This window comes from Bradyrhizobium sp. CCGUVB4N, from assembly GCF_024199945.1.
Classification (GTDB): Bacteria; Pseudomonadota; Alphaproteobacteria; order Rhizobiales; family Xanthobacteraceae; genus Bradyrhizobium.
In genome coordinates, this window is record NZ_JANADP010000001.1 from 5,863,624 (window position 1) to 5,878,164 (window position 14,541).

Annotated in this window: 11 protein-coding genes; 1 reads left to right on the forward strand and 10 read right to left on the reverse strand. The window is 62.0% G+C overall.

The genetic code is table 11. The annotated features are described in order from the left end of the window. Positions 1 to 200 precede the first annotated feature (200 nt). A complete protein-coding gene (locus tag NLM31_RS27150; RefSeq protein ID WP_254194238.1) occupies positions 201 to 989 on the forward strand; it encodes a polysaccharide deacetylase family protein in 789 nt (262 codons plus the stop codon). A gap of 150 nt (positions 990 to 1,139) precedes the next feature. On the opposite strand, the gene NLM31_RS27155 is transcribed toward NLM31_RS27150, so the two are convergent. The 10 genes from NLM31_RS27155 to NLM31_RS27200 all read right to left on the reverse strand — a co-directional run bounded on the left by NLM31_RS27155 (position 1,140) and on the right by NLM31_RS27200 (position 14,538). Beyond that, on the reverse strand, positions 1,140 to 3,053 hold the full coding sequence (locus NLM31_RS27155) for a hypothetical protein (RefSeq protein WP_254194239.1): 1,914 nt from the start codon (positions 3,051 to 3,053) through the stop codon (positions 1,140 to 1,142). 359 nt (positions 3,054 to 3,412) lie between these two features. After that, positions 3,413 to 4,162, reverse strand: a complete 750-nt coding sequence (locus tag NLM31_RS27160) for a carbohydrate deacetylase (protein ID WP_254132244.1) — start codon at positions 4,160 to 4,162, stop codon at positions 3,413 to 3,415. Beyond that, positions 4,159 to 6,003, reverse strand: coding sequence for an HAD family hydrolase (locus NLM31_RS27165; RefSeq protein ID WP_254194240.1), 1,845 nt, complete (start codon positions 6,001 to 6,003; stop codon positions 4,159 to 4,161). Before NLM31_RS27165 ends, NLM31_RS27160 begins: the two co-directional genes overlap by 4 nt. 171 nt (positions 6,004 to 6,174) lie before the next feature. Further along, positions 6,175 to 8,091 carry a right-handed parallel beta-helix repeat-containing protein gene (locus tag NLM31_RS27170; protein WP_254194241.1) on the reverse strand — a complete coding sequence of 639 codons (1,917 nt, stop codon included), beginning with the start codon at positions 8,089 to 8,091 and terminating at the stop codon, positions 6,175 to 6,177. A gap of 175 nt (positions 8,092 to 8,266) precedes the next feature. Continuing rightward, positions 8,267 to 9,715: an undecaprenyl-phosphate glucose phosphotransferase gene (locus NLM31_RS27175; RefSeq protein ID WP_254194242.1), complete on the reverse strand. Its 1,449-nt coding sequence runs from the start codon at positions 9,713 to 9,715 to the stop codon at positions 8,267 to 8,269. A gap of 197 nt (positions 9,716 to 9,912) precedes the next feature. Beyond that, a complete protein-coding gene (locus NLM31_RS27180) occupies positions 9,913 to 10,935 on the reverse strand; it encodes a peptidylprolyl isomerase (RefSeq protein ID WP_254194243.1) in 1,023 nt (340 codons plus the stop codon). Then, positions 10,932 to 11,525, reverse strand: a complete 594-nt coding sequence (locus tag NLM31_RS27185) for a hypothetical protein (protein WP_254132249.1) — start codon at positions 11,523 to 11,525, stop codon at positions 10,932 to 10,934. The genes NLM31_RS27180 and NLM31_RS27185 overlap by 4 nt, the downstream gene beginning before the upstream one ends. Positions 11,526 to 11,527: 2 nt before the next feature. Continuing rightward, a complete protein-coding gene (locus NLM31_RS27190) occupies positions 11,528 to 13,318 on the reverse strand; it encodes a putative porin (protein WP_254194244.1) in 1,791 nt (596 codons plus the stop codon). 80 nt (positions 13,319 to 13,398) lie between these two features. Next, positions 13,399 to 14,112, reverse strand: coding sequence for an energy transducer TonB (locus NLM31_RS27195; protein WP_254196270.1), 714 nt, complete (start codon positions 14,110 to 14,112; stop codon positions 13,399 to 13,401). Between the two features lie 21 nt (positions 14,113 to 14,133). Continuing rightward, positions 14,134 to 14,538, reverse strand: a complete 405-nt coding sequence (locus NLM31_RS27200) for a biopolymer transporter ExbD (RefSeq protein WP_254194245.1) — start codon at positions 14,536 to 14,538, stop codon at positions 14,134 to 14,136. Positions 14,539 to 14,541 lie beyond the last annotated feature (3 nt).

Genomic DNA, 14,541 nt, shown 5'->3' on the forward strand with positions numbered 1-14,541 from the left:
GAACTAACAAAGCCGCCAGATTTCAGCTCGCGCATTGGCCGCCGAAGCGGCCTTCGTCGCAGCCCGGGTGTTCCGGGCCGACGATTTTGAATAGTCAGCAACTATAACGACGTGATGACCAATAACATTTGATCGGCTGCGGCTTATGGCTTCGTTGCCTGTCACAATCAAACGAGATTTCGAATGATAAGAATTGTGTCATGACGTATACTGCAACGCGGCTCCGCGCTTCTATTGGCGCGTTTCACAGAGCGTTCCTGCGCCGGCCTCTTCCGGACAAGCTGGCGCTTTATCTCCATTCGTTGAGCGGACGGGCCTCGGCCGTGGAACAGCTGATGCGGCGGTTTGCCGACCTCGGCTACAGCTTCGTCGGCCCGAACGAATTCCTGACCGGATCAGGCCGGATGATCATGCTGACGCTCGATGACAACTACCAGTCATGGTACGCCTGCCTGCCGATGTTCGATCGGCTCGACGCGAAAGCGACCTTCTACGTCAATACCGTTTCGTTTCGTGACCGCGCTGACGAAGCCGAGCTCCGACGGTTCTTTTCAAGTATTTCCGCGGAGCCCGAGCCGACGCTGACTGTCGAGGAATTGAAATGCATTGCCGCGGCGGGACACGTCATCGGCGCGCATACCCACACACACCCGAATTTGGCGGCCATTTCCCTGGAGAAGGCGAAGCACGAGATCAGGACCAGTAAAGCCATCCTGGAAGACATCCTTCTCGAGCCCGTGATCCACTTCGCCTATCCGTTCGGCATGCGCAGGCATTTTTCCTCGCCCTTGAAACAATACTGCTTCGAGATCGGGTTCAAGACCGTCGCAACCGGCCTTCCTGCCCTGCAGTATGTGAAACCGGAGAGTGGCGTTATTCATCGTTCCGTTGTCCAGCTCGATGTGCCGTTCGAGCGATATGTCGAAAACCTTCAAGTCGATGGGCGGATTTTCGAACGGATCACCGGCCGCAACCCCGTCGCGGTGTGAGTGCGACGACTTTCATCATGCACGGACTTGTCCTGGGCATCGACGTCTTTGCATTCTGACAGCCTGGCGAAGACGTGGATGGCCCGGCCATGACGAGAGCTTCATACCGCTATGGCAGCGCGATTATCGATTGCCAAATGCGCGAACCAATCAAGGCTTGAGAATGAATATCGGCGAGTTTGTCAGCGTGACCTGGTTGCCGGTTATCGTAGTGATGCTACCCGACACATCCTGGTATCGGCTATAGCCCGGACTGAGCGGAAGAACCGTCGGGTTTCCGCTCGAGTCCCAGGCCAGTATCACGGAAGATCCGTCCGCGCGCGTATAGGTCCCCTGCCAGGTGGTGCCATTGTCGATGCTCGGCCGGGCCAGTCGGAGGGTGACGTCGACCGGCTGTCCCGCGCTATAGCCGAACGCAACCGTCGGCACCACGAACGCGCAATACGGGCTCTTGGTGATCGCCATGATCGGATTGTGCTGGAGCGCATAGTCCAACGACGTCGCCGGGGCGTTCTGGCCACTGGTGAAGGTTATAGGTTGCTGAGAGCCATTGTACTCGACGAGGCCGGTCCAGACCGTGACATTGTTGTAGGATCCCTCGATCAGGCTCTGGTTGAAGCCGCCGAACCATTGAGTGCCCTGCACGGACGCGATCGTGCCGGGGGTTTCGAATTCGATCCGGGCAAAAGTACGCGTGGTCGTCGGCGTCCCCTGGATGCGGAAGTCGACAGCGTCGCCCGCGACATTGACGACGTTAATCGCGAGGCCATCGGCGGCAATGACCCGCCAGGACGTCGGGGCCGCTCCGGGAGAGCCGACCATGGCTCCGCTCGCGGAGGGGTTGCTGATCCGGTTCGTGGTCGCTTGACGCGCGACCGGTGTGGCCGGCGTCGTACCGACCAACTGGCCCAGCAAGGCGTAGGCTGTTCCCGTCCCGTTGAGGCTCGTTCCCTGCCCACCCCAGAGATAACCGAGGGCGATATTGTCGTAGGCATACCAGTACGAACGCGCCAGCCCGCCGGCCTGCATCAGCATCGTTGTCTTGACAACATACTCGGCGGACAATTGCCGATTTTGCAGATAGATGGGATTCGTCAGGCAATCCACTGCCTGACAGGACGGGAGCTGTCCGTCGATTCCGTAGTTGTTCTTAAGCCAGACACCAAGGCCGCCCTCGGTGCTCCACACGGCTTCGAGGCCGTAGGTTGAGGCAATGTTCTTGTATTTCTGGATGTCAATGATGGCCTGTTCGCCAAGAAGCGGGTAGCTCGCCGGATCGATAACGCCCAGATAGATATTGCCTTCACCAGTCTGGATGGTGCGCTGGCTCATGAGCGTCTGGTCGCCGAGCTCCGCCCAATTCACCGGATAGCCGTGATAGGCTAGAATGTCCGCGCACGGCGGCGCCGTCGTGCTCCCCGCCGGCGGCACGCTGCACTGCCTGAGAAACTCCATCATCCACGCGACGCCGTCGGTCGCAATCGTGCCGCCCGTGGGATCGGAATAAACAGCCGGCGTCAAGACCTTCGCGGTTGGATCGATACTCTTTATCGTCTGATAGGCCTGCCGCGCCAACGCTACCATCGTCGGAATATCGCCCCTCCAAAAGCCGCCGTCGTTCGGCTCGTTCCATATTTCCCAGAATTTCACCCTGCCGGCGGCATGAGTCACCGCCGCTGAGATCCAGGCTGCCCAATATTGCGTCTGGGGCGCCACACAATTTCCATTAAAGCCCCATGCACATGGACCCGCGCTCGGATTGGACGATGCCCATGCCGGGAAGCCTCCCAGATCGAAAACAACGTCGGCACCACTCGTCGCTGATCTCGCCACGATGGCATCGAAAGCTGTCCAATCGTATTGACCAGGGCCAGCGCTGATGTCCCACCAATTCGCATTGACTATCATGCGGCGCGAGCCGATTGGCAGCGCCGGCCATGGATTGGAATCGCTTAGAATGTGCATTCCGAAATAAGAGAGGGGAATCGGTGACTGGGCTGAGGCGGTTGCGCTCAGAAGCGATATCACAAGCAGTAGGCCAAGTCGGATCAGCAAGGTCGACATCGCCAGCTCCGTGCTTCTTGTTGATCCGTTGACGGAATGGGTTCGAATACGTTCGATGACTGTTCTAAAATGCAGCTCAGCTGTTCGCGATTCCCACACCCATTTCCGTTGCCCGTCTCCGTCTATGGCCTTCCGCTATCGGTCCAGGTCGGACTGACCAGCAAGTCCGCGTGACCGACCGTCAACTCGAAATAAAAAACTCGGAAACTCCCGCCGTTTCTCGACCTTGCGGACGGAGGATCACCGATGCGCCCAGCATCGTCGTACGACTCTAGAGTCCGCGACGACGCACTCTACTTAACATTGCATCATGTTAGCATCATGTCGCCGTGCGGTAACGTTGGTCCGCCAGCGCTAAATTAGAGGTCAAGATAACTGATCATGGTCACGTCGCGGCCGAGGACGCCTCTCCAGTCACCCTCGAGCAGACGCGTCTCATCCGTAAACAGTGGACTGCCAGGATGGCACATCAATTCGACCGTGCCGGTCCAGGGGCACCCGGCGACGACCCGCTCATAGAGCGTCGCAAATTCGGTGAAGGCGTTGGTCGTCTGCGTGGGAACGATCGTGGTGAACGCCGCGTTCCACGCCGTTGTGGCCGCTCGTATCGCCGGTCGCCGGCGGCCGATGTTGAAGATGTTGCGCCTCAGGCGCGCCTTGCGAATGTTGAAGCGGAGCTGGACGCGCTTGAACACGGCGAACAGCGCCGGATGGGTATGGACATGATGGTGCGAGTCGAGATGCGACACCGGTACGCGCAGGTCGAGAGCGCGCTCGACCTGCGCGCACCATTCCTGGAACACCGCGTCCCTCGTTGCTCCGCTCAACGCCAGCTTCTTGACCCAGCCTGTCGCCAGCGCGCCGCTCTCGTCGCACAAAGCGTCGAGCACGGCACCCCGTGTCAATGGCGGAAATTCAGTGACGTTGAGGTGAACCCCGAACGACGCCCGTGGGAAGTCCTGTAGCCGGGCCACCGCCGCCTCAACGGCCGGCCCATTTGTCAGAATGGTCGCTGAGGTCACGCTCCCGGCTTCGATGAACCGGAAAATGTCCTCGTTCACGACGCGGTCGTACCCGAGATCGTCGGCGTTGACGATCAGGCGCCTCATGCAGCGACTTTGTCGCCGGCCAAATCGCTCGCATCCAGAGCAATCACTGCCCCGTCCTCGAGGTCGGCAGTCGCCAGATCAAGCGCCAGCAGGACCCTGCCCGCTTCTTCCTTCTCGGTCGAGAAGCGCATGTCCTCGAACACCTTCAGCAGCGGCTTGTTCTTGGACGTCGGCCGCAGATCGGCCAGCAGCTTCCGATGTCCACGTTCGCGCGCGCGGCGCGCCAACCAGCCGAACACGCTGTGTTCGACACGCTTCTGCGCCACGCGGCAGGACATGACGAAATCCAGCAGCGTGGGTTGCCCGGCGTCTTCGACGACGCTGGCAAACCCGACGATCCCGTAGTTGCCGAAGCGGTCTTCGCACTCCATGGCAAGGCAGAGATTGCCGGGAGCGCGGAGCAGCCGGTCGAACGCCTCCGCATCGTAACTCCGGCCGGAAAGGTTGAGCTGATTGGTGCGCTCGATCAGCTCGAGGCAGCGCAAGGTCTCTGCGGCGGTCGATGGCTTGAAGATGCGCAGTTTTATCGCGCATGAGCGGAGGAAGTCGAGATAATCGCCCCCGAAGACCTCGCGGGCGCGATCGCGGTGCACCTCGGTGAGATAGGACAGCCGCCGCTGGCGGCTGGCCGACGTCACGGGCACATCGAACTCCGGCCGGTCAAGCACGGATTCGAGGCCCTGCTCCGAATAGACCCGCACCATCGGTAGCGCGGTCCCGACCTCTTGCCTTTCGAAGGGAGAGTCGTCGATCAGCGCGAACGTGTCGATGTTGATGTTGAGGCGATCGGCGATCTGTTGCAGGTTGGCGCTCTTCTGGCCCCAATTGATCGCCGGATAGAGGAAATAGTCGCTCAAACCAAAATTGGCGATGACTGTCATGGCGTCGTCGTGATTGTTCTTGCTGACGACGGTCTGAATGATGCCGCGGGCGTCGAGCTGCTCGATCAACGCGGCGGCCTCCGGTCGCAGCCTGAGCTTGGCAACACCGTCCTCGACGAGGATGCCGTGCCACAGGGTGTTGTCGAGATCCCAGGCGACGCATTTGACCTTGCGTGCCGGGCCGCGCACCTCTCCGCCAACAACCGGGAGGTTCGCACCCTGGCGCAAGGCGACGAAGTCAAGCCATGTGAAGATCACCCGAACCTCGTGATCGACTTCAGGCTCAATCGTCAGAAAATATTCTCTTTCAGCGAGATCGTGCGGAAGCGGGACAGGAATGGAGAAGAAGTTCGGTCCCGGCGCCACCTCGACGGCATGGCGGAAGATGGTCGCATCATCGACCCGCAAATTGACCGCCAAGCGAAACGGCGCACTTTCCGGACTAAAGCATTCGATGACGAAGGCGTTGTATCGAGCATGGGCCCGGCCCAGCCGGCGCAACACCCGGCTGCGCAGCCTGGCCAAGAGGTCATGGGAGACGCTGCGCGTCGAATCGATGTGCCGGATCGCCGCATGGGCCGCGCTCACCGCGCCGCTGGCGGCGGCGTCGAACCGCTCGATCACCTGATGTGACCGGGTCGAGACAAGGCAGCCGGTCAGTTCGGTCTCGAGCTTGGCCCAGCGGCGGAAACGAATGTCGGCGCCGAAGCCGAGCCCGCCAGTCGCGGCGGTGTTACGAACGATACCATAGGCAAATCGCGCACAACGCCCATCGCCGCGCGGAACGTACAGGCGGCACGTCGAATAGCATTGCGGCACGGCGCATTCGACGCAGTGCTCCTGCCAGTGCAGCAGCATCACGCCAGCCACATCCGCCACCGGGAGACGCGAGCGAAATTCCGGGATTGGCGCCTCGGTGCACGCCGAGAGGTCGGCCCGCGCCCATTCAGACTGATACATGCCCTTACTCGACCTCCCCCGAGGCGCGCTGGACGTATCAGCGCCTCAGCGAGGCTTAGTGGAAAAACTTGTCAGCGAGATGACTGTTAACATAACGACTAACACGCTTATCACGAACCGTGATGGCCGCCCGCCGACCCGCCTTCCGAGGCCCCGGAAGGCTTGCGGCGATCATTCCGCCGGTGGACCGCGACGGCCAGCAATGGATTGCGGCGGGCAGGCCTGCCCGTTCGCTTCGTTCAATTTCTGTGGGGTGGTCAGCACCAGCGCGCGCAACGCCGGATCCTCCAGCACCACGCCTGCGCCGCGAACAAATGTGTTTCCGGAAATCAGGTTGTACCTCGGTTGTCCGGGCTGCTCCTGCAGCAGCTCAGCCAGGTGCGGATAGCGCGAGCGGTAGGGCTCGCGGTCATAGGGAACAGCGACGAGCCTGCGGCGAATCTCGGATGACGGATCGTTCACCGAGGCTTTGGCCCAGCTCAGGCCGCGCCCGTCGAGCAGGACCCCGAACTGATCTGCATCGGTGATCGTATTTTCCATGACGATATTATCGCGGCCGCCGCCAACCAGGACTCCCCGCCGCAGGCTCACGATTACGTTGCGCCAGACGACGATGCCGCTTGCGGCATCGTCGAGGTAAATGCCGCTCACGTCCCGATCGGGTGCCGGCGTAATTCCGTGGATGACGTTGCCGTCGATACAGGTGCCACGCGCGCTCCAGTCCCTGCCCGTGTAGATCGCAGCGCAGTCGCCACACTCCGACATGGTGCGCGAGATGTCGTTGTGCCGGATGAGATGATCGTTGCCCTGGAAGCCGATCGCCTGCGACGGCCCGCTGCTGAGGACATTGTCTTCGACGACGATACCGACGCCATCGATCCGGATTCCATCCCGACCGCTGCGGATGCGCCGCCCAAAGCGAAACAGAGTGTTGGAGAGGATCCTGTGCCCGGCAGAAACGAGGTTCTGCCGGTCCCCACCCGTGACCCAGGCGCCTTCGTCGCCAGTATCGTGGATCACGGAGTTTTGCAGCAGAAAGTCGTGGCCGCCCTCGACAGCGACCCCGCGCATCCCGCTGTCCGCGACCTGGATGCGATCCAATTGCACGTCGTCACTGTTGACGACCCGGATGGCGTCGCCACGCACGCCCAGCACGCTGAGCCCTTCGATCCGCACGTGCCGCGCGCCCGTCATCACGATCGCGTTGGTCAGGATCGAGGCCTGAATGGTTCGCGCGTCATTGGCGGGCGCCCAGACCGCGAGCACGCGATTGGCGCGATCGAGATAGAACTGATTGGGCGCGCTGAACAGGCTCGGCGGGCCTTCCAGCGCGGCGAAATCGCGCCATCTCGGTGGATAGAAGAACGGGCGAACGGCCCGGATGACACCCGAGACGGGATCGACATCAGCGACCCGCACACGCTCGTAACCCCACTCGACGCCGGGAAATCCCGCGAACCAGACGTCGGTGCGACCGGCAACGGCGGAAAGCGGCGCGTCACGGATCACGACCCGCGATCCATCGACGGCGCGCATGATTTCCGAATAGCCTGTGGCGGGCCACCGGGCCGGGCTCAGGGGCGTATCGCCGAGGAAGAATTCCATCTCCGCCGCATGGCGCGGCAGCGAGTGCCCTCGCGGCAGCTCCACCCCGAGATCAGGAAATTCGGATTGCGGCAAAGCGTAATATTTTATCTTGCCGCGCGCGATCGCGGGAAGCTGGTCTTCGATGTCCTTCGCCGGAGGAATGATACTCTCGACTTTTTTCCAGCCGACGAGGCGCACGTCTGCACCAGGCTTTGCCTTGAGCGTGATCCCGCCATCGCCTGCGAGGCGCGCATCGATCACGATAGGCTTATCCAGATCATAGGTTCCAGGCTGCAATTCGAGCTCGAGCGGCGTCGCGGCATCGGCAACGCGCCGCCTGGCGGCTTCCTCCAGCGCGGCGCCCAGGCTCAGGGGTCCATTCGGCGACTGGCGTGTGTCGGCGCCACCGTCGGGAGCAACCAACAGTCGCTGCGGCTGCCGATCGGCCCGGACCGCTTCTTCGCCAACCGACGAACCAACGGTCGCGAGCAACGCCCACACCGCGATCGATGGTGCAGCCATGACCAATCGTCGGAATAACATGTGGTCCAAACCTTGGATGTGGTCCCGATCACCGAGCGGCGCGGAGAGCCGTTGCTCGCGAAACTAGCCAGCCGTGGCTACTACATCAAATGAATGACAGTCAGTCATGACGCGCGACTTGAAACCGGTCCGGTCAATACGCATTCTGCGCGCGGACCAGTTCAAAAACCGTCCTCAGGATGATCCGGATATCGAGCACCACGCTCCAATTATCAATATACCAGAGATCCAGCGCAATTCGGCGTTCCATGAGCTCCAGTCGCGGCGTACCGCCTCGATATCCGTGCACCTGCGCCCAGCCGGTAATTCCCGGCTTCACGTGGTGGCGAAACGAATAGTTCGCGATCATGCGTCCGTACTCATAGTCATGGACCAAGGCATGCGGACGCGGCCCGACGACGGACATATGCCCTTGCAGCACGTTCAACAATTGAGGGAGTTCGTCGATGCTGGTCGAGCGGAGCACACGTCCCACGCGGGTGACACGTGGATCGCTTGTCGTGGCCTGCACCACGGCAGCGCCATCCTCCTGAACCTTCATGGTCCGCAGCTTGTAGATGGTGAAGGACCGGCCATTGAAACCATGGCGCTGCTGCCGGAAGATGACTGGCCCACGTGATTCAAGCTTGATCGCAATCGCCGCTGCGAACAACAGCGGCGTCAGCAACATTAGCGACGTCGCAGCGACCGTCACGTCAAGCATCCGCTTCACCCCCCGCTCAAGCGTGGTCAGTGGGGTGCGCTGCAACTCGACCATATACAATCGCTGCGGCATCGAGGTCTGGCGCTGAAGCACCGTCGACACCGCGCGATCGGGAAGCAGGCGAACCGGAAGCGGGACCGCCCTCAACTGATCGAGCAGCCACTGAATGTCTTCCGGGCCCGACCACGACAATGCGAGGACGATCTCCTCTGCCGCGGCCTCCCGTACGCGATCCAGCACCGTTTCGGCGTACGCTTTCGATTTCGAGGACGGCGGCAATAATACGCGCCCGACTTCGTCCAGACCGAACCTGACCAGAAGATCGAGCCGCCCGAAAGAAGCCAACTCGCCTTTCGTTCCAATCACGATCGCCCGCCGGCCGCGAATGGCGCCTGTCATCAAAGCCGCACGCAGGCGACGCTTGGCCAGCCTCCGTGCGAGAACGAGACCGATCCCTCCAAGAACGAACAGGCAAACGATCGCGCCGCGCGAGGTTTCCGCACTGGACTTGAAGAGAAACAGGATGACGGCGAGAACCGGAATTGCCACGCTCCAGCAGGTCCAGATCCGCCCGCTATCGTACTCGCGCTGGAGCAAATCGTTCAGCCGATAGAGGCCAAGACAATGCGCCGCGAGCACATAGGCCAGGCTCGCCACCAAACCCAAGCCAGCACAGACGCCGGGATCGCCGGTCCCGGCGCCGAGCACGCCGTGATATAACAGGCCACCCAACGCGCCCGCTGCGACGATGACCAGGACGTCGGCCAACGCGAAAAGCGGCTCGATCAGGCCGAACGGAACGCTGATGCGCGGCCTTGATGCACTCTCGAAGGTTGTCGACGCTTCGATTGCATCGCTTCGGTCGGTTACGTCGGTCACGGCCCACCCGCTTTAATGGCGTTCCCGCGTAACACGTCGTTCATATCATAATTATGATACTTACCCAATTATTAACGCTATGCACACCAGGGTAATTCCCGCCAACGTCACACAGAACTGTCGGATCTAGAGCGGATGCCCGGCACAATACGGCCGGGCCCGTCGGATCAAGCCCGGCACGTGTTCTGCCGTGCGCACTAACGCGCCGGCTGCGCCTCTGACTTTGTCTGGAGCAGTTTCGACAGCGCGATTTCGTTCACGACCGGCGGGGTTTGCTTAAGCAATTCCGTCACATAGGCGCGGCGGTTGGCCTCGACGCGTTCAGCCCGCATGCGCTGGATCAGCGCGTCCCTCACCTCCGCATACGGCCGGGTGTGGGCTGCCTCGGTATCCAGCAGCTTCACGATGTGCCAACCGTCGTCGAGCCGGACGGCGTCGGTGATGCCTGATTTCGGCAGTCCCGTGACCTGGCCACGAATTTCGCCGCGCAGATCAGGCTCGTTCACCCAACCGATGTCGCCGTCATGCTCCGCCGACACAGACTCGTCCGATGAGCTACGCGCAATCGCTGCGAAATCTGCGCCCGGCTGCTTGACCTTCTTCACAACGTCATCGAGCTTCTTCCGCGCGGCGTCCTCGGCGGCCTTGTCCGCATCCTTCGGCACGGCGACCAGGATCTGGGCCAGGCGGAACCGACGCGGGACGAGCAACGCGCTCGCGTTGGCCTCGTACACGCCCTTGATCTCGGCCTCACTCGGGAAACTGTCCGGCGGCGTTGTCACGGATTGGAGATAGCTCTCGACGATCAGGCTTTCGCGGGCGCGAGCCAGCTGGTCGACGACGGCCGGCTGCTGCTCCCATTTCTTGGCCATCGCCTCCTTGAGCACGAGGCGATTGGCGAGGATCGCCCGCACCGTCTGGCTGAGCAGAGCCGGATCGCGTGCCAATGCGGCCTGCTGGCGCGCATCGAGCAGCTGGATCGTCGCACGCACCTGGTCCGCCGTGACGTCGCTGTCACCGACCCGCGCGATGACCTCGCTTGCCTTGGCCACGCCCGAAGTCTCCTCGGCGGCCGCCGGCCGGGTGGGAGCTGCCGGAGCGGGGCGCGCTGGCGTCGGCGTCGGCTGCGGAGCGCTGCGGGTCTGGGCCATGGCCACGGACGAGGTCGCAATGAAGAGCGCGCCCGCAAGCATGGCGGTCTTGAATGCATCATGGGTCATGGCTTGGCCTTCTGTTCGATGATCTTGTCGCGGTAGTCCTGGGCGGCATTCTGATGCTCGACGCGCTTCAAACCAAATACGGGATCGTGGTCGAGAACCTTCTCGAACGGATCCATCGCCTCGTATTTGGTCACGACCTCGTTGGCCGTCTTCACGAGCTGAACGTTCTTGGCCTCGCAGGCCTTGGTGCTTGCCTTGAATGCGGTCGCTTCAGCCTCGAACTTGGCGCGCTCGGCATCCTTGGCGCGCGCCACGCCGGCCGCCTCGGCATAGGCGACCTTCCACTTCTCGAGGGAATCATCACGCTCAGTGAGACGCTCGTTGAAGTCCTTCACGGCCTGGCGATAGGCCTGCTCGGCTTCCTTGACCTGGGCTCGATAGGCCTCGTTCTGCTTACGCAGACGCTCACGTTCCTGCTCGGCTGCCGTCAGCTTGGCCTGGAGAGCGGCACGCTGGTCTTCGGCCGCACGCGCCTGCGCGGTAGCGGATCGCAACGCCTCGCGCAGACGATCGCCTTCCTGATCCGCATGCGCGGTCGAGCAGACCATCAACCCCAATGCGACCAGGGAGGAAACACGCAACAGCCGCATGATCAGAACCTCGCGTTGAGATCGAGCTGGACGACGTCGACGGCGTAAGGCAGCCCGGCAATGCTGTTGGCGCTCATCCAGCGCACTGAAGCCCAGACATTCTCGGCGAGGCCGACATTGCCGCCGATGAAGTAACCCTTGAGATTGGTGCCGCCGAGCCCGAAATCGGAATCGACGAATGCGTCGACCGTTGCGTCCGACTGGAGATATTTGTAGCCGACATGGGCATTCCAGTCCCAGAGATGCTTGATCTCCTTGTCACCCACGGTGAGACGCGCGAGCCAACCCTGGTTGCCACCGTTGAAAGGGCCAGCCGCGCCGGTCGATGTACCGGCAAAATTGTTCACCGCAACGGCTGCCACGGCTGCGCGATCGAATGCCGTGTTCCAGACGTATTCCGCATCGAGAGTAATGTGGATCGGATTGAACTGGGCGAAGTCGAGCTGGGCACTGGCGACAACCGGCCGGAAGTCGGTAGCCAGCCCATAGAACTGGTAGTCCAGCGTGGTGACGGGCGTCGTCAACGTCGGAATGTCGCGTAGCCGCATGTAGGTGTTGCCCTTCTGCGCGAACAGGGGACGCAACAAATCTGTGTCGCAGCTGTCAATGACGGTAATGACCAGGCAGGAGCTCGATAGCTTGCCGCGCAGGTTGGTGAAGTCGTAATAGGCCACCGCCAGTTTCAGGTTGGTCTCGGGATCAAACCGGGCGCCGAAGCCGGTCTGCGCACCCAACAGCCATCTATCGCGGCTGGGAGACTTGATCGGTCCGTTCAGGTCGACGGTGTTGAGCCCCGCATTCAAATCTGTGTTGAAGATCGGAAAGGCACCGCCGACAAAGAAGGGTGTGAAGCCCTCGTCGACTTCGTGCTTGGCCTGGATAGCAAATCCGTCGAAACCGAGATCCTTGTACCAGGCGAGATCGGTCGGCGACCAGAACGGGTTGTCGAACCGGCCGACAGTGGCAACGAAATCCTGCACAGGCTGGTACCTGATGAAGGCGCGATCGAGCCAAAGCGCGTATTTGGAGAAATTCCCGCCATTCCCGCCAAACGTCTGGTTGGTGGAGACCGGTGAGCTGCTATCGCCCGTTGCGATCCGCAGGCCCGCCGAGAAGCCGTCGGACAGATCGACGTCGGCGCCAAGACGGGCGCGGAAGCGGAAACGGTTTCGATCCTGGGTCACGTTGTAGAACGGCGGGAAATAGAGATTGGGTGGGAAGTTGCCATTCTCCTCTTGAAACGGGTTTCCCGTGTTGATCGCGTTGTAGTTCTCCTGCGGCAGGTTACCAGCGGGAAAATGATCGCCCTCGTATCGCGCACGGATGTCGCCGTAGAACCGGATCCGCTGTGCCCATTCCGGATATTTGCCTGGAGACGCCCAGTTCTCCTTCTCCGCCTTCGCCATGACTTCGGCGCGAATTTCGTCGCGCAGCTGTTTCTTGACGATCTCGGGGACATAAGTGACACGCTTCGTGCCGGGCGGAGAGACCGCGTCCGTCGCGGTCGTGGCTGCCTTCGCGGCACCCTCCGCTTTGGTCGTGGCGTCGCGCGTCGCCTGGCGGGCGACATAGGCCTCGTCGTCAGCCTGCTTGATCAGAGCCGCAGCCTGATCCTCGCTCAGCGTGCCCTGCTTCACCAGGAGGTTGATCAAATTGACGGTCGCATTCGACGACGGCGGTGCGTCGCGCGAAACGGTGGGACGCTTGCCCGTCGGTGTATCGTCCTGGGCCGACGCGGGAACGGAAAGCGCAAGCAGGATAGCTGCGGTTCCCGCAAGCTGTCGCTTTGTCATCTCTGCACGCCACATAGCATCAACCCTTCTTCACTCTTCAACTCGTTTGCGGCGACGGCTCTCGCCGTTCCGCCCTCTTCTCACCCCGGACTATGCGCCGTGACTTGCATCACGATCGGCATCGGCATTTCCTTCGGCGGCGGCTCACGCAACGTCATGCCGTTGAGCACCTGGTCGCGGATCACGGCGTCGAGCTCGTTGTTGCCGGTCGAAGACACCAGCTGCACGCGCGTGATCCGGCCGGTCGCATCCGGCCACAACCGGACCCTGACCCGCATCACGGCGTGACGCGTCTTGTCGTTGGCGCGCAGTGCCGCCTCGATCTGGGCCTGCACGATGCTCGCGTACCAACCCCATTTGCTGCTGCCACCACCACCGCCGCCACCTCCGCCGATCAGGCCGCCCTTGCCGCCCTTCAGCGTGCCCGGCCCCGCCGTGTTGGCTTCGAGCGAGGGCGGAGCGTCCATCGGCGTGTCGGGCGCATCCGGCGGCGCTTCCTTGGGGATGTCGACCGGCTTCTCCTCGATCATCTCCTGCTTGACAGGAGTCTGCTCGACCACCTTGTCCTCGGGCTGCTTTTCCGGTGGCGGCGGTGGAGGCGGAGGTGGTGGCGGCGGCAAGATCATCGTGACCTGGAGCTCGTTCACCTTGCGCGGCGGATTCTTGTCGCCGCTCATCAGCACCATGATGCCGCCGACCATCAGCGCGATGACGAGCAGACCGCCACCGCCCAGCAGCAAATAGCGCCGCCAGGCCGGTCCTTCGTTTTCCTCGTTGGTGTCGCGCGGGTCCATCGGCGTCACATGCGCTTTCGTTCACCGGGCCACCGGCTTGGTCGCCATGCCGACCTGGGTGAAGTTGAGGCGGCCGAGCATGTCGAGCACGTCGACAACGTTCTGGTACTGGGTCTGGGCGTCGCCGCGCACCACGATCGGAAACTCCGGCGTCAATGCGCGCTGCTGCACCAGCCGCTGCTCGAGCTCGGGCAGCGTGACGGGAATGGTGTCGAGGAACAGCTTGCCGTCACTGGCGACCGTAATCGCCTTGGTGGTCTGCTGTGCGAGCGACGGCGCCGCGCTCGCCTTCGGCAGGTTCACCTTCATGCCTTGTACGGTCGCCGTGGTCATGATGATGAAGATCACCAGGAGCACGTAAGCGAGATCGAGCATCGGCGTGATGTTGATGTCGTCGTACGGCTTGCTCTCGGATTGGACTTGCATGGA